A 21,110-nucleotide genomic window follows, 5' to 3' on the forward strand; every position below is an offset into this window, starting at 1 on the left:
TTAAGACCTCACTTGAATTTGAATATGAAAACTTCTAATTTTATACACAACAAAAAACCAGAGAAGCTAGCCTCTCTAGTTTAAATAATATTTTTTAAATCTGTCAACCCATTTTAGGACGACTCATATTTATGCTCTTTTTCGTTTTCTTCCAAAACCTTCAGCAGCTTTTCTGGTTTTACCACTATCGCTTCTTCTTCTGCCAAACTCTCTATCTTTGTTAGACATTACTTTAGTTGCACCTTCTTTTCTTCTTCTTCCGGCTCCAAAACCTCCATTACCTGCATTATTACTACTTCCTCTTCTTCTTCTATTACCACCTCCACCTCTATCGGTTTTAGTAATTTCAACATTTACTGTTCTACCATTAAAATCAGGTCTGTTCTCTTCAAAACATTCAAGAGTTCTATCTTCAAAATCTTTATCAATTTCAAAAAATGAGAAGGTATCTAAAATATCAATTGCACCTATTTCAACTTTCTCTCCAATATTTTGCTCATTAATAAGCCCCATTAATTTAGCAGGATTCAAACGATCTTTTCTACCTAAATTAATAAAGAAACGCGTCATGTTTTCATTAGACGATATTCCTCTTGAATTTTCTCTTGAAGATAAATCATTCAAATCAGGAGCATTTTCATAATATGATAAAAATGAATTGAATTCTACAGATACAAACTTTTGAATTAATTCTTCTCTTGTTAAACCTGCTAGTTTTTCATAAATACTTGGTAAAAAAGTTTCTATCTCACTTTCATTAACCTGAGTATTCTCCACTTTATCTATTAAATGGAATAATTGTTTTTCACATATTTCTTTACCTGTTGGTATAGAAGTATGGATAAACTTTTTATTTAAAATACGCTCAATAGGAAATAATTTTGATTTTTCTTTCTTAGTTATTAACGCTATTGAAACTCCTGTATTTCCGGCTCTACCTGTTCTACCACTTCTATGGTTGTAGTTTTCAATTTGATCCGGTAACTTATGGTTAATTACGTGAGTAAGGTTATCAACATCTAAACCTCTGGCAGCTACATCTGTTGCTACCAACATTTGAATGTTTTTCTTTCTGAATTTTTCCATTACGCTATCTCTTTGCGCTTGAGATAAATCACCATGTAAAGCATCAGCATTATAACCGTCTCTAATTAAAAAGTCAGCTATTTCTTGTGTTTCTCTTCTGGTTCTACAAAATACGATAGCATAAATATCAGGATTCACATCTGCTACCCTTTTTAAAGCCGGGTAACGTGTTTTTTCAGTCACTAAATAATATTCATGACTTACATTATCTGATCCTTGATTTTTTTGTCCCGAACTAATTTCTACGGGATTGTTCATATAATTACTGGCAATGGCTTCTACTTCTTTTGGAAATGTTGCAGAGAATAATAAAGTTTGTTTAGTTTCAGGTGTAGCTTCTAAAACATTATCTAACTCTTCTTTAAATCCCATATTAAGCATTTCATCAGCTTCATCTAAAACCAACCACTTAACATTACCTAACTTTAACGCTCTTCTTTTAATTAAATCAACAGTTCTACCTGGTGTTCCTATTACTATTTGAGCACCTTTTTTTAGTTGTTTAATTTGTTGTTCTATATTAGCTCCTCCGTAAACAGTTACTGTTTTTAACTCAGGAATGTATTTAGAAAACTCTTCTATATTATTTCCTATCTGAACCGCTAACTCTCTGGTTGGTGATAAAATAATAGCTTGCGTATTTACATCTTTTTCATCTATTAACTCAATAATAGGTAAACTAAACGCAGCTGTTTTACCGGTTCCGGTTTGAGCAAATGCTTTTAAATCTTGCTCTGAACTTAAAATTTGTGGAATTGCTTTTTCTTGGATTAATGTAGGTTTTTCATAACCTAAATCAATTAACGCCTTACTAATAGGCTCTTTCAAGCCTAATTCTAAAAATGTTGACATACTATGAATTTAAGCGAATTCACAGATGCCCCCCTATGAATTCTTAATTAATTAAATATCTCTTCGTGAGATTTTGGACGGCGCAAAAGTACTGCAAATAAAATTAATAACTGCTATTTTTTATTTTTTTTGCAAATTATTTATTTCCCCTTCTATTTTTCTTGATGACAAGCTGTTAAACGAGCTTACAACTTCTCCTTTTTTATTTAAAATAACAACTCTTGGAAAGCCACTGGTTAAATATTCACGAGCAGAACTTTCTTTTGGTAAAACATATTGATGTTTTATAGCTAGGTTTTTAATATAACTATTAGAAGATGTATTAATAACCATAAAGTTTACTTCCGGGTATTTCTTAACAAGAAAACTAACTCTTGATGCTACCCAATCATCAGAAAAGTACCTGTGATTTTCAAAGTAAATTACATTATTTTTATTTTTTATTAAATGTTGTATAGCTTCTAAGTTTCCGGTAGCCTCTTGAATTTTAAAATCCGGCAACTTTTTCTCACCTCCTAAAAACTTAATATCATTTAATAAACGTTGTACTGTTTTTTTATCTTCTATACTGGTACTGTATTTAAAAAAGGTGAAGAATAATTTTTTATAATTATCCGGTTGCTTAAAAAAAGTATTTATTGTTACATTATATAGTAACTTATTTTTAATGGCTTCAGAATTTATTTTTTTATTAATATCATCTAATAATTTTACAATAAATTCTTCTGAACTTCTATCTGTTCCGGTTCTATATACATCAGCATATAAGCCCATTAATACATAATTGTAATACGGATTGTAAAACATTAATTCTTCCGATTGAGATTCAAACTCTTTTCTAAAATCGAAAAAATTGTTTGGAAGTTTCTCTTCCGAATGCATTCTTATATTATCAATGGCGTATTCTTCTAACTTTAAATATAACGGAACGATTAGTGAAGCTTTTAAAACATTAATAAATTCCTTTGAAGTTTCATTTTTTTCTTTAACAAAAGCTTTTAACTTTTCTTCTTTTAAGATTTTAATAGAATCAATTGTTTTTAAAAAGTCATTCGGAGCATACTTCATTTTTTCATAAAGACGCTTAGCTTCCTCTTCATTTTCTAAAAAACTTTCAATTAGCATATTATTTCTAGCCGCATTTCTACCGCTAAAAACTAATGATTCATCAAAATCCCAAGTGTTTAGGCGAAAAAGTAAACTATCTTTAGGTTCAATATATACATATTGGTGTTCCGGACCATGCTTAAAATAATACAACCCTTCTTCTAAAGATTCATACTTACTTAAAAAAGTGTTGTCATTGCTATGAAGATAAATAGTGTCATTAAACCCTCTGTTGTCTAACAAAACAACATAGTTGCACTTAGGATTTATAATCTTTCCCCCAAAATAAGTGTATCCATTTTTTTGTGGGTTATTACAACTTGTAAAAACCACCATCAGCAGCAATAAGGGTACTATACGTTTAATCATATTTATATCTTCACTCTAAAGTAATGACCAAAAATAAAAATCTATAAAGAATTAACTTGTTAATTCGTTGTTAAAAACGATTTAAAAATCTGCCAAATTTATCCTATTAAATATTTTTATCCAAATTCTTTTAAACCCTTTATATTTCATACTTTTGCACCAAATTTTAAAAATTTATAAATGTTATCAGTTTCTAATTTATCAGTTCAGTTTGGTAAACGAGTTTTATTTGATGAAGTAAATACTAAATTTACACAGGGTAATTGTTACGGAATTATTGGAGCTAACGGTGCAGGTAAATCTACCTTTTTAAAAATATTATCTGGTGAAATTGACCCTACTTCAGGGCAAGTGCATCTAGAACCAGGCAAAAGAATGTCTGTACTTTCTCAGAACCACTATGCTTTTGACGAGGTTCCTGTATTAGAAACTGTAGTGATGGGTAATAAAGAATTATCTACCATAAAAAAGGAAATTGATGCTTTATATGCCGATTATAGTGATGAAAATGCTGATAAAATTGGTGAGTTACAGGTAAGGTTTGAAGAAATGAACGGATGGAATGCCGATTCTGATGCTGCTGCATTACTTTCTAACTTAGGAATTAAAGAAGATTTTCATTACACGTTAATGAAAGATTTAGATGGAAAACAAAAAGTACGTGTACTTTTAGCTCAAGCCTTATTTGGAAATCCTGACGTTTTAATTATGGATGAGCCTACCAATGATTTAGATTTTGAAACTATTTCTTGGTTAGAAAACTTTTTAGCGAATTATGACAATACAGTAATTGTAGTATCGCATGACCGTCACTTCTTAGATGCTGTATGTACCCATGTTTCAGATATTGATTTTGGTAAAATTAACCACTTTTCAGGAAACTATACTTTCTGGTATGAATCTAGCCAGTTAGCTGCTAAACAACGTGCACAACAAAACAAAAAAGCAGAAGATAAAAAGAAAGAATTAGAAGAGTTTATTCGTAGATTCTCTGCAAACGTAGCTAAATCTAAACAAGCGACTTCTCGTAAAAAAATGATAGAGAAATTGAATGTTGATGAAATTAAACCTTCAAGCCGTCGTTATCCTGCTATTATTTTTGAAAGAGATCGTGAAGCCGGTGATCAAATTTTAAATATTGAAGGCCTTTCTAAAACAGATGTTGAAGGTGAAGTTTTATTTTCTAACATTGATATCAATTTAAACAAAGGAGATAAAGTAGCCGTAATTTCAAGAAATTCGAAAGCTACCACTGCTTTTTATCAGATAATTACAGATAATGAAAAAGCGGATAGCGGTGAATACAGTTGGGGAGTTACTACTACACAATCTTATTTACCTTCTGACAACTCTGAATTTTTCCAAAACGGTGATTTAAATTTAGTTGATTGGTTACGTCAATATGCTAAAACCGAAGAAGAAAGAGAAGAAGTTTTTTTAAGAGGTTTTTTAGGTAAAATGATCTTTTCAGGTGAAGAAGCTTTAAAAAAGAGTAATGTATTATCCGGAGGTGAAAAAGTACGTTGTATGCTGTCAAGAATGATGATGACCAGAGCTAATATTTTATTGTTAGATGAGCCTACAAATCACCTTGATTTAGAGTCTATTCAATCGTTAAATAACTCTTTAATCAACTTTAAAGGTACTGTTTTATTTACGACACATGACCATGAGTTTGCTCAAACGGTTGCTAACAGAATTATAGAAATTACTCCTAATGGAGTTATTGACAAATATTCATCTTTTGATGATTATTTAGATGATCCTAAAATTAAAGAGTTAAGAGAAAAAATGTACTCTTAATCTTCTTCAATACCTACACAATATAAAAAGCGGGAATTTCAAATGAAATTCCCGCTTTTTTACTTTTTAGCTTAGTGAAAAGTTAATCTAACTTTTTAGCATTTTTTACTTTTTGCTTTGTTAAAGCAACCTCTATAACTTCACTCATTTCAGTAACAAAATGAAACTTCAGCCCTTTTAAATAACTTTGTTTAATTTCTTCAATATCTTTTCTATTCTCTTCACACAAAATTATCTCTTTAATATTAGCTCTTTTTGCTGCTAATATTTTTTCCTTAATTCCGCCTACAGGTAGTACTTTTCCACGTAAAGTAATCTCACCTGTCATGGCTAGTTTATTTTTTACTTTTCTTTGAGTAAATAATGATACCAATGAAGTTAACATCGTAACTCCTGCACTTGGTCCGTCTTTAGGCGTAGCTCCTTCCGGTACGTGAATATGCACATCGTATTTATCAAATATTTCCGGATTAATACCGAACTCTTCAGCATTTGCCTTAATGTACTTCATGGCAATAGTTGACGATTCTTTCATTACCGTACCTAAATTTCCGGTTATAGATAAATTACCTTTACCTTTAGATAAAATAGACTCTATAAATAAAATATCTCCACCAACACTCGTCCAAGCTAACCCTGTAACGACTCCTGCCGTATCGTTATTTTCATATTTATCTCTTTCTAAACGTGCAGCTCCAAGGATAGACTCAATATCTTCATTAATAAGCGTTATATTATAGGTTTCTTCCATCGCAATAGATTTTGCTGCATAACGTACAACTTTAGCGATTTGTTTTTCTAAAGTACGTACTCCGGATTCTCTTGTGTAGCCTTCTACAACTTTTTCTATTTGCTCTTTTCCTAATTTTAAATGTTCTTCATTAAGTCCGTGCTCTTTTAATTGCTTAGGTAATAAATATTTCTTTGCTATTTCAACTTTCTCTTCAATAGTATATCCGGTTACATTTATAATTTCCATACGGTCACGTAATGCCCATGGAATTTCCTGTAAATTATTAGCAGTAGCAATGAACAATACTTTTGACAAGTCATAGCCTACTTCTAAATAATTATCATAGAACTCTGTATTTTGCTCAGGATCTAACACTTCTAACATGGCTGAAGACGGGTCTCCTTGGTGACTTTGTCCTAATTTATCTATTTCATCTAATACAAAAACCGGATTAGAAGTTCCTGCCTTTTTAATATTCTGAATTAATCGCCCAGGCATTGCTCCAATATACGTTTTTCTATGCCCTCTGATTTCAGCTTCATCACGTAAACCACCTAATGACATACGTACATATTTACGCCCTAAAGCCTCAGCTATTGATTTACCTAATGACGTTTTACCAACTCCCGGAGGTCCGTATAAACAAATTATCGGAGACTTCATATCTCCTCTTAGTTTTAAAACAGCTAAATGTTCAATAATACGCTCTTTAACTTTTTCTAAACCAAAATGGTCTCTGTCCAGTATTTTTTGAGCTTTCTTTAAATCAAACTTATCTTTAGAATATTCTCCCCAAGGAAGTTCTAACATAAGCTCAAGATAATTTCGTTGAACTCCGTATTCTGCCATTTGAGGATTCATTCGTTTTAAGCGATGTAATTCTTTCTCAAATGTTTCAGCTACTTCTTTATTCCATTTTTTGGTTTTAGCTTTAATAAGCATTTCATCTAGCTCTTGCTCATTTGAAACACCTCCCAGCTCGTCTTGAATGGTTTTCAGTTGCTGATGTAAGTAATATTCACGTTGTTGTTTATCTAAATCAGAACGTGTTTTAGACTGAATATCATTACGTAAACGTAGTTTTTGTAATTCTTTATCTAGATTTTTTAGTGTTAAAAGTGCACGTTCTTTTAAATTATCTTTTTCAAGTAAAACTTGTTTTTGAGATACACTTAATTCCATATTTGAGGAAATGAAATTCACCAAAAATGAGTTTGAGTGTATGTTTTTGATAGCAAAAGATGCTTCAGATGGCAACATTGGGTTTTCTTTAATAACCTCTAATGCCAGTTCTTTAATTGAATCAATTATAGCGTCAAACTCTTTTTCATCATCAACTTCTTTTTCATCTACGGCTTCTTTTACCTTAGCTTTTAAATAAGGTTCTTCCTGTAGTACGCTTTCAATTTCAAAACGTTTTTTACCTTGTATAATCACTGTAGTATTTCCATCAGGCATTTTTAAAACTCTCAAAATCTGAGCTACAACACCTGTTTTGTAAATATCATCAATGGTAGGATCTTCAACTTCAGCATTTTTTTGTGCTACTACCCCTACTATTTTGTCTCCTTTGTTAGCATCTTTAATTAACTGAATTGACTTATCTCTTCCAGCCGTTATAGGAATAACAACTCCCGGAAATAACACCGTATTTCTAAGTGGTAATATGGGAAGTTCTTCAGGAATTTCTTCTTTATTCATGCTCTCTTCATCTTCTGCCGTTAACAATGGAATTAATTCCGAATTTTCGTTAAAAACATCTTGAAGCGACAAATTGTCTAAATGTATTATTTTTGATTTACTCATAATTTTTTTATCTGTCATGTTGGCATTTTATTTTCAGCAAACACTGTATAAAAATGCTTAATTTTTAGTAAAACACATTGTAAAACAACACATTAACACCAAAAATCATTATAAATTTATATTAATATTTCAATTCTTATGCCAAGTAATATGACAATACGAATAAAATTTTGTAACTATTTTTGTGATCACGCGTCAAGTTATTATAACTATATTGTAACTATGAAAACAAACTTTTTTCTATTAGGCTTTTTCTTTTTTTTAATGGGGTGTAATTCAAAAGAAAATTCACAAGACTTTATCTCTGCAACCCAAGGGCGTTATTATTTTAATGCTGACGAAACTATTGAAGTTTATTATACAAATAACGTTCTCTTTTTAAAATGGAGACAACAAAATTTACAACCTCTTAAAGTTAATGATAGTACGTTTTATGTACGAGAATTGAATGAAAAATTAATTTTTAAACCACAAGGAGCTAAAATTGTACTGGCTCCTAAAAGAGAACATCAAGGTGAAAAGTATATTTTTAATAAGTTAAAAGACGGTGAAAAAACACCAAGTGAATATTTGGCTGCCAACAACTATGAAATGGCTTTAAAAGGGTATTTAGCTATAAAAGAAAAAGACAGTTTAAATCCTGTAATTAAAGAACGTTCACTTAATAAATTAGGTTATGCCTATGTTAGAAATAACGATATAGACAAAGCTATTCAAGTTTTTAAAATCAATACAGTTTTATACCCTAACAGCTCTAACACTTATGATAGTTTAGGAGATGGTTATTTAAAAAACAATGATACTGTTAATGCTATAGATAGTTATAAAAAAGCGCTTTCAATTAATCCTGAAAATAACGGTTCAAAAAGAAAACTTAACCAATTAATGCCTAAATAATGGAGCACTTAAAATATCCTATTGGTAAAATTGATTTACCAAAAGAAATTACTTCAGAACTGATAAATCAATGGGTTAAAATCATTGAAGAATTTCCTGTGAAACTAGATAAACTAACCTCAAACTTAACTACTGAGCAGCTTGACACTCCGTACAGAGATGGTGGTTGGACGGTTAGGCAAGTTGTACATCATTGTGCCGATAGCCATCATAATTCATATACTCGTTTCAAATGGGCTTTAACTGAGGATGCTCCAATTATTAAAGCTTATTATGAAGATAGATGGGCTGAGTTATTTGACACCAAAAATGCGCCTATTGAATTATCTATTGCCTATTTAAAGGCTTTACACAACAAATGGGTATATCTTTTAAAAGGTTTAAAAGACAATGATTTATCTACTTATTTTATTCATCCTGAAGGAAATAAAAAAGTGACTCTTAAAGAAAATATTGGTATTTATGCTTGGCATTGCAATCATCATTATGCTCATATTGAAAATTTAGCAATTCGTAAAAATTGGCTTTAGATTTAATTATTTTATATGGTTGAAAAAAATGAGCTTATACATATTATCACTTCTTTTTTAAAAGAAATAGGCATTGAAGTTGTTTATCAAAATTTAGAAGATTCTTGTTTTCTTCCCGGATTAACAATTTACAAAAACAGTATTCTAATTGATAAAGAAAAGCTTTTGTATCCGGGTGATTTACTTCATGAAGCTGGTCATATAGCCGTAACAGAACCTCAGCAAAGAGCACTTATAGGTACTCCTGAAATAGATAGTAATTGGCCTGATGAAGGTAATGAAATTGCTAGTGTATTATGGTCGTATGCAGCTCTTTGTCATTTAAAAATTTCTCCGGAAGTTGTTTTTCATGAAAATGGTTACAAAAACCAGTCACAATGGTTAATTAAACAGTTTGAAACTAAAAATTTTATTGGACTCCCTTTATTAGAATGGATGGGCTTGTGTGTAAGTACTTCACCTCAACAAACACCTGACATTAAACCGTTTCCTAATATGCTCAAATGGCTTCGTTAGAATTATATTAAAATCAAAGCTGCAATTCCTATAAACACAACTATTTGAGTCCATTTTAAATAGACTCCTACTTTTTCGTGTTGTTTTAGATACTTAGAAATAGTTCCGGCTAAAATTGCAATACTAGAAAAAATTATAAAAGATGTCATGATAAATAATCCTCCTAAAACATAAAACTGTAAAACTGTTGATAGCGTTTTAGAAAACAAAAACTGAGGAAAAAACGCTAAAAAGAAAATAGTTACTTTAGGATTTAATACATTCATCCAAAAACCTGTTTTAAACAATTCTGCTGTTGTTTTGTGCACAACATTTTCTGTTGAAAAAACTATTTTAGCATCGCTTTTATAAACTTTATATGCTAAAAATAATAAATATCCTGCTCCAAAAAGTTTAATCATAAAAAACAGGCTTTCATTTCTTTTTATTACTTCAGAAACTCCAAAAGCAACCAGTGTAGTATGAATTATACAGCCTGTCATTAAACCGGCAACTGTTGCCAATCCATACTTTTTTCCGTTTACAATACTTTGTGTTAATACAAATATATTATCCGGTCCGGGAGAAATTGCTAAGGTGGCAGTTGCCAATACAAATGAGATAAGAATTTCTAACATGAATATGTTATTATAATTTTAAAATTGATTTTACTTCTTCCAATTGCTTAGCAAACAACTCTTCTGTTACTTCTGTATTGTAAAAAGGAACTATTGTTTTTAATTTTTCTTTTACACTAGCGGATTGCATTAGTTTTGGAAATGCTTTTTCTAAAACTGATAGCATAATAGATGTTGCGATTGAAGCACCCGGAGAGGCTCCTAATAAACAGGTTATACTACCATCTTTGCTACTAATTACTTCGGTACCAAATTGTAATTTACCTCCTTCGTATTCATCTTTTTTTATGATTTGTACTCGCTGTCCGGCTTTAACAACTTCCCAGTCTTCATTTTTAGCATCTACTACAAATTTTCGTAATGCTTCCATTCGATCATCTTTATTCATCAGCACTTGCTTTACTAAATATTTAGTTAATGGTAAATTATGCCAAAATGCTCCTAACATTGGTGATATATTATCGACCTGAATAGACTTAATCAAATCTAAGTTAGAACCTTCTTTTAAAAACTTAGGACTAAAACCGGCAAAAGGACCAAACATCAATTGTTTTTTACCATCAATATAACGTGTATCTAAATGTGGAGTTGACATCGGAGGATCTCCAATACCTGCTTTACTATATACTTTTGCGTTATGCTGATTAATTAATTCTTGATTTTTACACACTAACCATTCTCCACTCACCGGGAATCCTCCATATCCATCTTTTTCGTCAATTTCTACCTTTTGTAGTAGTAATAAACTTCCTCCTCCGGCTCCGATAAAAACATGTTCTGCATCAACATGGTAAATTTCGTCTGTTAGCGTATTTTTTATTTGGACTGTCCAATCTATTTCTGTGTCCGGATCAATATCTAAAACTTCACAATTACAATGTACAGGAGTATTGTACTTTTCCGCTAAAATTTTAAATAAATCTTTGGTTAATGCTTCATAATTTACTTCAGTACCTCTACCAACTCTGGAAGCCGCCATAACTTCATCTTCTTTTCTATTATTAACAATTAAAGGAAACCATTCTTTCATTTTCTCTTTATCTCTTGTAAATTCAATGGTATCGAACATGAAATGTTCTTTTAAGGTATGGTATCTTTTTTCTAAATATGTACTGTTTTCTTCCCCGATAACCCAACTATGATGCTTTACAGAGTTTACAAATTCTTCAGGATTGGTAATTAAATTTTGTGCAACCAAATAGGCCCAAAATTGTTTTGATATTTCAAACTGTTTGCTTATTTCAATGGCTTTATCAATAGCCACCGTTCCATCTTCTTTTTCAGGACAATAGTTTAACTCGCATAAGGCAGCATGTCCTGTTCCGGCATTATTCCACGCTGAAGAACTTTCTTTTGCTACGCTTTCTAACTTTTCAACAATTAAAATATCTAGTTCCGGATTTATTGATTTAGCAAGTAAGGCTAAGTTGGCACTCATTATACCGCCTCCAATACAAATTAAATCGTACTCTTTTTTAAAACTCATTCCTTTAGTTAGGTTATGTAATTACCGTACAATATACTTATAATAGCAAAAAAAGTAGTCTAGTTTTTGTAAAAGTTCATTGAAAACTTCTTAAGAAAGTTGAGATAAAACAGCTTTATTTATTCTTTTCACCAAACTTGGCCCTTCATAAATAAATCCGGTATAAATCTGTACAAGATCGGCTCCGGCGTTTAGTTTTTCAAGTGCGTCCTTTTCTGAATGTATACCTCCTACTCCTATTATTGGAAATGCTTTGTTAGAATGATCTGCTAAATATTTAATCACCTTTGTGCTTCTATCTTTAATTGGTTGACCACTTAAACCTCCGTTACCTATTTCTTGTAATTTTTCATTTGTTATTTTTAATCCTTCTCTGTTTACTGAAGTATTAGAAGCAATAACGCCATCTATTTTAGTATTGGCAACCAACTGTATAATTTCATCTAATTGTTGATTATTTAAATCCGGTGCTATTTTTAAAAGAATAGGCTTTGGTTCTTTTTCTTTCTTATTTATTTTTTGTACTTCCGTAATTAATTCTTTCAAGTATTCTGCATCTTCTAACTTTGCATGACTGCTTACATTAGGACAACTAACATTTAATACAAAATAATCTACATAAGGGTGTAAACCTTTAAAACAAGCTACATAATCTTCTGTATAATTTTCAGGCGCTGTATGTGTATTTTTACCTATGTTACCTCCAATAATAATTTTTCCTTTATTCTTTTTTAGTTGCTCTATAGCAGCTTCTAACCCCTCATTATTAAAGCCCATTCTGTTAATAATTCCTTTATCATCTTTTAACCTGAATAATCTTTTTTTAGGGTTCCCTACTTGTCCTTTTGGAGTTACTGTACCTATCTCAACAAAACCAAAACCAAAATTAGCTAACTCATTATACAATACAGCATTTTTATCAAAACCGGCTGCAAGCCCAACAGGGTTTTTAAATGTTAATCCAAATACTTTCTTTTCCAACTTTTTGTTATTTACAGTATATACTGCTCTAAAAATAGCCGGGATTAAAGGTATTTTTGACATGAACTTAACTAATGAAAAAGTAAAATGGTGTATTTTTTCTGGGTCAAAAAGAAAAAATATAGGGCGAATGAATAGTTTATACATGTATTATTGAATATCTAATTACGTTACTTTATTTTTCAGGTATAAAAAAACTCCAAAAATTGGAGTTTTCAAATTATCTTAAAACAGCATCTAAATTCTTTTCAAATGATTGCTGTAGTTTTTGCATTATTTTATCTATCTGTTTATCTTCTAATGTCTTATCTTCATCTTGCAAAACAAAACTTACTGCGTATGATTTTTTTCCTTCCGGTAGTTTATCTCCTTCATATACATCAAATAAATCTACTTCTTTTAGTAACTTTCTTTCTGCTTGAAATGCTAAGTTATAAACTTCTTTGAACTCAACTTTTTCGTCTAACAACAAAGCTAAATCACGTTTTACTGCAGGAAACTTAGGTAAGTCTACTACTTTAACTTTTTTATTTCCTAACAAGCTTAATACATTTTGCCAATTAAAATCAGCAAATAATACTTCTTGTTTTATTGAAAACTCTTTTAAAATAGTTCTTTTAACAACTCCTAACTCAACTAATTTTAGCTTTCCTAAACTCAATGCAATTCCTTCTGAAAAAACATCTGTTTTAATAGGGGTTGTTTTTAAAGAATCAATTCCTAATCTGGTTAACAAAGTAGTTACAATTCCTTTTAAATAAAAGAAATCTGAAACTTGAGTTTTTACTTTCCAGCTTTCTTTAGATTTGTTTCCTGTAACTAATAATGTTAAATGTTTATCTTCTTGATAACCTGATTCATATTTATGATAGGTTTTACCGAATTCAAAAAACTTAAGTGTGTTTTGCTTTCTGTTTAAATTATAAGCTATACTTTCTAATCCGCTAAACAACAACGATTGTCTCATAACCTTTAAATCGTTACTTAACGGATTTAACATTTCTACATTATAGTCCGGATTTAAGTTCTCAGAAAACGCTATGTATTCTGCTTTTGTTAACGAGTTAGCCATTGTTTCAAAAAACCCTTGTGAGGTTAACTGGTTGGCTACTATATTTTCAATTTTAGTTTCGTTGTTTTTATCAAACGAAATTGAGGTGTTTAATTTATGAGAAAACTCAATATTATTATAACCGTAAACACGTAATATTTCTTCAATAATATCTGCTTCTCTTTGAACATCTACTCTGTAAGAAGGTATGGTTAAACCCAAACCTGCTTCTGTGGCACTGCTAATTTTAATATCTAAAGAAGCTAAAATATTTTTGATAGTTTCTTTAGGTATTTCCTGACCTATTAACCTATAAGCATTTTCAAATGATAAAAACACTTGGAAATCTTCTACTTTTTCAGGATAAAAATCTAATACATCAGAAGATAGTTTTCCTCCTGCATATTCTTCAATTAACAAAGCAGCACGTTTTAAGGCATACTTAGTCATGTTTATATCAATTCCTCTTTCAAAACGGAAAGAAGCATCAGTATTTAATCCGTGTCTTTTTGCTGTTTTTCTAACTGAAACCGGATTAAAGTAAGCGCTTTCTAAAAATACAGTAGTTGTATGCTCTGTTACTCCTGATTTTAATCCTCCAAATACTCCTCCGATACATAATGGATTACCATCTACATCACAAATCATGATATCTTCTGAAGATAATTCTCTTTCAACTTCATCTAGAGTTACAAATTTGGTTCCTTCTTCTAACGTTTTTACAACTACCTTGTTTCCTTTGATTTTAGATGCATCAAAAGCATGGAGTGGTTGGCCTAATTCATGTAAAACATAATTGGTAATATCTACAATATTGTTTTTAGGAGTTATTCCAATTGCTTTTAAGCGATTTTGAATCCATTTAGGTGATTCTTTTACTTCAACATCTGTAATAGTGATTCCACAGTAACGAGGTACTAATTCTTTATCTTTTACTTCAATATCAATTTTTAAAATACGTTCATCAACATGAAAATCAGATACAGAAGGAGAAATTAATTCTAAATTTTTTCCTTGTTGAATTAAACCGGCTCTTAAATCTCTTGCTACACCATAATGGCTCATCGCATCAGCTCTGTTAGGAGTTAAACCTATTTCAAATACATAGTCTGTTTCAATGTTAAATACTTTAGAGCAAAGAGTTCCTGGTTCTAAACTTTCTTCTAAAATCATAATCCCATCATGACCTTTGCCTAAGCCTAGCTCATCTTCGGCACAAATCATTCCGTGACTTTCCTCACCTCTTATCTTTCCTTTTTTAATGGTAAACTCTTCTCCTTTTTCATCATATAATTTGGTACCAATAGTAGCTACCGGAACTTTTTGCCCTGCTGCCACATTAGGAGCTCCACAAACAATTTGTACCGGAGCATTGTTATTTCCTAAATTTACGGTTGTTACTTTTAGTTTATCTGCATTTGGATGTTTTTCACAAGTTAACACCTCACCTACTACTACACCTTCTAAACTTCCTTTTATACTTTCTACTTTCTGAATTCCTTCTACCTCAAGTCCTAAATCTGTTAGTAATTCTCCTATTTTTTCTACTTCCAGTTGAACTTGTAAAAATTGTCGTAACCAATTATATGATATCTTCATCTTTTAAATATCTGATTTAGCCTGCAAATTTACATAAATTAATACAAAAAACTCAACTCTTTCCTTTTGTTTATATTTTACTTATACTTAACATTTTAGTAACATTAAAGATATATATTGATAACCTATAGAATACATAAAATATCTTTATTTGTGCACAAATTAAAATTTTAACAAAACTTTATGAGAAACATATTACCCTTCCTTTTGTTTTTAACATCAATAGTAGTTTTCTCCCAAATCCCTTCTTACTATAATGATGTTAATTTGAATCTTAACGGAGCTTCTTTAAAAGATGCTTTAGCAACAAAAATTATTAGCACCCATACAAATAATTTATCATATACTCCGGGTGTTTGGGATGCCATAAAACAGACAGATTTAGATCCTAACGATAACACTAAAGTTCTTCTAATTTATGGTTATAGTGATACTGACGGTAATTATGTTACTGATAGAACCAGAAGCAAAAATGCTAATGGTGGTACTGCCGGAACACAATGGAACAGAGAGCATGTATATGCAAAATCATTAGGTACTCCTAATTTAGGTACTTCAGGTCCTGGTGCGGATATTCATCATTTACGTGCTGCAGATATTAGCTACAACTCTCAAAGAAGTAGTAAAAAGTTTGCCCAAGGTAGCGGACACTCAGGTGATGTAAGTGGCGGATGGTATCCGGGAGATGAATGGAAAGGAGATGTGGCTCGTATGATGATGTATATGTACTTACGATACGGTAGCCAATGTTTACCTAAAAATGTAGCAGTTGGTAGTGCTCCTTCATCTGATGCTAATATGATTAGCTTATTATTGCAATGGAATGCCGAAGATCCGGTTTCTAATTTTGAAAAACAACGTAACCCTATTGCACAAAACTTACAAGGTAATAGAAATCCTTTTATAGATAATCCAGCATTTGCTACTCAGATTTGGGGAGGTCCACAAGCTGAAGATTTATTTGGTAGTAGTAGTTCGGATACTCAAGCACCTACTGCTCCATCAAACCTTGCTTCATCAAACATTACTGAAACAACCGTTAACTTAACTTGGAATACCTCTACAGATAACGTAGCCGTTACCGGATATGATGTATACAGAAACTCTACAAAAATAACTACGGTTTCTTCGACTAACTATACAGTTACAGGATTAACGGCTTCTACTAGTTATAGTTTTTATGTAAAAGCTAAAGATGCTGCCAATAATAGTTCTACTGCAAGTAATACAATTACTGTTACTACTACATCTACACCTTCTTCAGGTACTGCGTCAGATTTATTGATTTCAGAATACATTGAAGGGTCATCTAATAATAAGGCTATAGAATTAGCTAATTTTACCGGAAGTACTATAAACCTTTCTAGTTATTCATTAAAAAAAGCTTCAAACGGTGGAGGCTGGTCTAATACACTTACTTTAAGCGGCCAACTAGCAAATGGTAACACTTATGTTATAGCTAATTCAAGTGCTTCTACAACCATAAAAAACAAAGCTCAAATAACTGAAGCAAGTGTTACTACTTTTAATGGAAATGATGCTATTGGGTTATTTAAAAATAATGTGTTAATTGATTTGATTGGCAACCCTAACAGTTCATCTACTTTTGCACAAGATGTAACGTTACAAAGAAAATCTTCTGTTACTGCTCCTAATTCTACTTATACTACGAGTGAATGGAATACACTTGCTCAAGATACTTTTAGCGGACTAGGTACACATGCTATTACAGGAAGCGGTACTTCTGTAGATACTCAAGCTCCTTCTACTCCCTCAAATTTAACGAGTTCTAATATCACACAAACATCTGTAATCTTAAGCTGGAATGCTTCAACAGACAATGTTGCTGTTACCGGATATGATGTATATAGAAATTCAACAAAAATAACTACAGTTACTTCTACAAACTATACAGTTACTGGGTTAACTGCTTCTACTAGTTATAGTTTTTATGTAAAAGCTAAAGATGCCGCTAATAATAGTTCTTCTGCAAGTAATACAATTAGTGTGACAACTAGTGCAAATACTATTTCTTACTGTACTTCTAAAGGAAACAATGCTAATTATGAATATATTGATTATGTTGGTATTGGTGGAATTTCTAATGCTACCGGAAACAATAGTGGCTATGCTGATTTTACCTCTTTAACAGGTACCGTTTCTTACGGAAGTAATACAATTATTGTTAGTGCCGGTTTCTCTAGTTCATCATATACAGAGTTTTGGAAAGTATGGATAGACTTTAACCAAAACGGAACTTTTGAAACTTCAGAGGAAGTTGCCAGTGGTTCATCATCTAGTTCAGGTAATTTATCATATACCTTTACAGTACCAAATACTGCTTTAGCAGGAAAAACAAGAATGAGAGTTTCTATGAAATGGGATGCTGCTCCTTCTTCTTGTGAAGCTTTCTCGTATGGAGAAGTTGAAGATTATTCTGTTAATATTGGTGCTTCTGCCAAAACAGGAAAGACTCAACCTGTACGTATCGATGGAGAATTAAGAGATGAATTTCCTTTATTCGATGCAACTGTTTACCCTAATCCGGCTATAGACATTCTTTCTGTCGAATTAAAAGATATGAGAGAAGCTAATTACAAAATTTTCAATAATATAGGTCAAATGATATTGGCTGACAAAATAGAAAGAACTATTAATATTTCTACCTTAAACAAAGGTATTTACTTACTGGAAATTAACGACGGTAATAAATCTATTACTAAGAAATTTATAAAAAAATAAAAGAAAGCCCCTAAAGCCTCATCATACATGAGGCTTTTTTCTTTTAAAAAACTCTACAAATTTAAAATCAGCAATACCCTCATATTGCCTGATAATGATTTTATTAAACTAAATACCGAACAAATGAAAAAACTACTATTTTTTATTGTAACATTAACCTCTTTATGGATTTACTCCCAAGTCCCTTCTTACTATAATGATGTTAATATTAACCTTGCAGGCTCAGATTTAAAAGATGCTTTATCTGTAAAAATAATTAGTACGCACACAACAGTACTAACCTATACTCCAGATGTATGGAATGCCTTAAAACAAACAGATATTTCCCCTAGTGATAATACTAAAGTGGTATTAATCTACGGATGGGATGACACAGATACAGATATTACTAACGATTTAACCAGAGATAAAGATAACCATGGTAGCGGTAGCGGTGTATGGAACAGAGAACATGTATACGCTAAATCGTTAGCTAATCCTGATTTAGGAACTACTGGACCCGGAGCAGATGCGCACAACTTACGCCCAGCCGACTCTCAAAGAAATTCAACAAGAAATAACAGAAAATTTGCCGCAGGAAGTGGTATTGCTTCTTACATTACCCCGGAAGGTTACTGGTATCCGGGCGATGAATGGAAAGGAGATGTTGCTCGTATGATTATGTACATGTATTTACGATATGGTAACCAAACCTTACCTATTAATGTGGGTGTAGGTACTACAGTAGCAACAGATCCTAATATGATTGATGTATTTTTACAATGGAATGCTGAAGATCCTGTTTCTGATATTGAAAAACAACGAAACCCGGTACTTGAACAAATGCAAGGAAACAGAAATCCTTTTATTGACAACCCTGCTTTTGCCACAAAAATATGGGGTGGTCCACAAGCTCAGGATTTATTTGGTAATGGTGGAAATACAGACACACAAGCACCTACAGCTCCAAGTAACCTAGTGTCTGCTAATATTACACAAACAACTGTTGATTTAGCTTGGACCGCTTCTACTGACAATACTGCTGTTTCCGGTTATATTATCTTTAACGGATCAACTCAGATTGCTTCATCTTCTACAAATAACGTAACGGTTACTAATCTTTTAGCCGGAACTACATATAGCTTTTCGGTTAAAGCTTACGATGCTGCAGGAAATTACTCACAAAGTAGTAATACCATTCAGGTAACAACTACTTCAGAAAATGGCGGAGGAAACGGAACTGCTTCTGAACTATTAATATCAGAATATGTAGAGGGCTCTTCATACAACAAAGCTCTTGAAATAGCCAACTTTACAGGAAGTACAATAGATTTGTCTAACTATTCAATTAAAAAAAGCACAAATGGCGGAGGTACATGGTCTAGTACTTTAGCATTAAGTGGAAGTCTTTCTAACGGAAATGTATATGTAATCGCTCACGGAAGTGCTACTCAAGAAATACTAAACAAAGCCAATATAACAGACAATAGTGTTATGACATTTAATGGTAATGATGCTGTTGCATTATTTAAAAACAATACATTAATCGATCTTTTAGGCAACCCTAGTAGCAGTGCTACTTTTGCACAAGATGTAACATTACAAAGAAAACCTTCTGTTACTGCTCCTAATACAACTTATAATACTTCTGAATGGACTAATTTAGCTACCGATACTTTTACCGGGTTAGGAGCACATTCTATTAATGGTACTGCTATAGATACAACTGCGCCCTCTGCTCCTTCTGATTTAGTTGTAGCTAATATAACGCATACTTCGGCAGACTTAGCTTGGACTGCTTCAACAGATAATATTGCCGTTACCGGATATGAAGTTTACCAAAATAACACAAAAATAGCTACCGTTACAACAACTAGCTATAGTGTTACAGGCTTAACTTCTGCTACCAACTATACATTTTTTGTTAAAGCACTAGATGGAGCTGGTAATATTTCTGCATCAAGCAACACAATAGGCGTAACAACTAAATCTGACACTTCAAACACAACTACGGTACTTTCTCTGTCATACTTTGAAAGTGGTTGGGATAATTGGGTAGACGGTGGAAGTGATTGCGCTCGCTATTCAGGCTCTTTATCTTATGAAGGTGATTTTTCAATCAGACTAAGAGATAACTCAGGAGTAGCCTCTTCTATGACTTCTCCAAGTTACGATATAACATCTTATGATACTGTTGAAGTTGAATTCTACTTCTACTCTTACAGTATGGAGAATGGTGAAGACTTTTGGTTACGTTATTTTGACGGAACTACCTGGAAAACTATTGCCACATATGTTAGCGGTACTGATTTTCAAAACACCAACTTTTATACAGCAACCGTTACTATACATAAATCTGAATACAACTTTGTTAATAATGCTCAATTCCGTTTTCAAAATGATGCCTCTGATAACGCAGATCAAATTTTCATAGATCAAGTTACTATCACAGGAAAAACAACATCAGGAAGTGCTAAAAATACAAATACTGATAACACCATTACCTTGTTACATCATTATGACTCAGGCTTAGATACACTTGAAACCGATTTTAAAGCATACCCTAACCCTGTATCAGGTTCAATATTGAATATTCAGTTACAATCAAACACAACGGATACAGATACTATTAGTTACCGAATTACTACTTTATTAGGTCAGGTTGTTTCTCAAGGAAACATGACTTCAAACTATATTGAAGTAGCTCAACTTAAAGCAGGCATTTATTTACTGGAAATCAATGACGGTGAAGAAAAAATGGTGCAAAAGTTTGTAAAAAAATAACATTACCTATTTTTTTGAAAAAAGAGAGAAGCTACTTCTCTCTTTTTCTTTTATAAAAAACGTCTAACTCTCTTACTTTACGCATAATAAATCTCTATTAAAGTACTTTAAACATTTTCAATTAATTCTTTGTTAAATAAAATACTTTACAGTATTTTACATTTTGAAACTT

At 31.7% G+C, this 21,110-nt stretch carries 13 protein-coding genes; 6 read left to right on the forward strand and 7 right to left on the reverse strand.

The window, feature by feature from the left end; genetic code table 11:
- Positions 1-129: 129 nt before the first annotated feature.
- Positions 130-1,938 (reverse strand): DEAD/DEAH box helicase, encoded by a 1,809-nt coding sequence (locus ACQY1Q_RS13630; protein ID WP_431005874.1) that lies wholly within the window; start codon positions 1,936-1,938, stop codon positions 130-132.
- A 120-nt stretch (positions 1,939-2,058) separates the two neighbouring features.
- A complete protein-coding gene (locus tag ACQY1Q_RS13635; protein ID WP_431005875.1) occupies positions 2,059-3,288 on the reverse strand; it encodes a TlpA family protein disulfide reductase in 1,230 nt (409 codons plus the stop codon).
- A 306-nt stretch (positions 3,289-3,594) separates the two neighbouring features.
- Between ACQY1Q_RS13635 and ACQY1Q_RS13640 the strand changes: the two genes are divergently transcribed.
- A complete protein-coding gene (locus ACQY1Q_RS13640; RefSeq protein ID WP_431005876.1) occupies positions 3,595-5,217 on the forward strand; it encodes an ABC-F family ATP-binding cassette domain-containing protein in 1,623 nt (540 codons plus the stop codon).
- Positions 5,218-5,299: 82 nt separating this feature from the next.
- Here the strand turns inward: ACQY1Q_RS13640 and lon are convergent, their stop codons facing one another.
- Positions 5,300-7,774: an endopeptidase La gene (gene lon, locus ACQY1Q_RS13645; RefSeq protein WP_431005877.1), complete on the reverse strand. Its 2,475-nt coding sequence runs from the start codon at positions 7,772-7,774 to the stop codon at positions 5,300-5,302.
- A gap of 204 nt (positions 7,775-7,978) precedes the next feature.
- Between lon and ACQY1Q_RS13650 the strand changes: the two genes are divergently transcribed.
- Genes ACQY1Q_RS13650 through ACQY1Q_RS13660 form a run of 3 tightly spaced genes read left to right on the forward strand, consistent with a single transcriptional unit; the run spans position 7,979 to position 9,699 of the window.
- Positions 7,979-8,653: a tetratricopeptide repeat protein gene (locus ACQY1Q_RS13650; RefSeq protein ID WP_431005878.1), complete on the forward strand. Its 675-nt coding sequence runs from the start codon at positions 7,979-7,981 to the stop codon at positions 8,651-8,653.
- Positions 8,653-9,183 (forward strand): YfiT family bacillithiol transferase, encoded by a 531-nt coding sequence (locus tag ACQY1Q_RS13655; RefSeq protein ID WP_431005879.1) that lies wholly within the window; start codon positions 8,653-8,655, stop codon positions 9,181-9,183. The genes ACQY1Q_RS13650 and ACQY1Q_RS13655 overlap by 1 nt, the downstream gene beginning before the upstream one ends.
- Positions 9,184-9,198: 15 nt before the next feature.
- Positions 9,199-9,699 carry a hypothetical protein gene (locus ACQY1Q_RS13660; RefSeq protein WP_431005880.1) on the forward strand — a complete coding sequence of 167 codons (501 nt, stop codon included), beginning with the start codon at positions 9,199-9,201 and terminating at the stop codon, positions 9,697-9,699.
- Positions 9,700-9,701: 2 nt separating this feature from the next.
- On the opposite strand, the gene ACQY1Q_RS13665 is transcribed toward ACQY1Q_RS13660, so the two are convergent.
- The 4 genes from ACQY1Q_RS13665 to pheT all read right to left on the reverse strand — a co-directional run bounded on the left by ACQY1Q_RS13665 (position 9,702) and on the right by pheT (position 15,433).
- Complete coding sequence (locus ACQY1Q_RS13665; RefSeq protein WP_431005881.1) at positions 9,702-10,316, reverse strand: LysE family translocator; 615 nt, start codon at positions 10,314-10,316, stop codon at positions 9,702-9,704.
- 10 nt (positions 10,317-10,326) lie between these two features.
- Positions 10,327-11,802, reverse strand: a complete 1,476-nt coding sequence (mqo, locus tag ACQY1Q_RS13670) for a malate dehydrogenase (quinone) (protein ID WP_431005882.1) — start codon at positions 11,800-11,802, stop codon at positions 10,327-10,329.
- Positions 11,803-11,892: 90 nt separating this feature from the next.
- Positions 11,893-12,930: a quinone-dependent dihydroorotate dehydrogenase gene (locus tag ACQY1Q_RS13675; RefSeq protein ID WP_431005883.1), complete on the reverse strand. Its 1,038-nt coding sequence runs from the start codon at positions 12,928-12,930 to the stop codon at positions 11,893-11,895.
- Positions 12,931-13,003: 73 nt separating this feature from the next.
- Positions 13,004-15,433 carry a phenylalanine--tRNA ligase subunit beta gene (pheT, locus tag ACQY1Q_RS13680; RefSeq protein ID WP_431005884.1) on the reverse strand — a complete coding sequence of 810 codons (2,430 nt, stop codon included), beginning with the start codon at positions 15,431-15,433 and terminating at the stop codon, positions 13,004-13,006.
- Between the two features lie 183 nt (positions 15,434-15,616).
- Here pheT and ACQY1Q_RS13685 point away from each other — a divergent pair, with 183 nt between their 5' ends.
- Both ACQY1Q_RS13685 and ACQY1Q_RS13690 read left to right on the forward strand, forming a co-directional pair.
- Entirely contained in the window at positions 15,617-18,175 is a 2,559-nt protein-coding gene (locus tag ACQY1Q_RS13685) for an endonuclease (protein ID WP_431005885.1), read from the forward strand.
- 123 nt (positions 18,176-18,298) lie between these two features.
- Positions 18,299-20,938: an endonuclease gene (locus tag ACQY1Q_RS13690; RefSeq protein ID WP_431005886.1), complete on the forward strand. Its 2,640-nt coding sequence runs from the start codon at positions 18,299-18,301 to the stop codon at positions 20,936-20,938.
- The last annotated feature ends 172 nt before the right edge of the window (positions 20,939-21,110 follow it).

Source organism: Tenacibaculum sp. TC6 (assembly GCF_050606265.1).
Classification (GTDB): Bacteria; Bacteroidota; Bacteroidia; order Flavobacteriales; family Flavobacteriaceae; genus Polaribacter.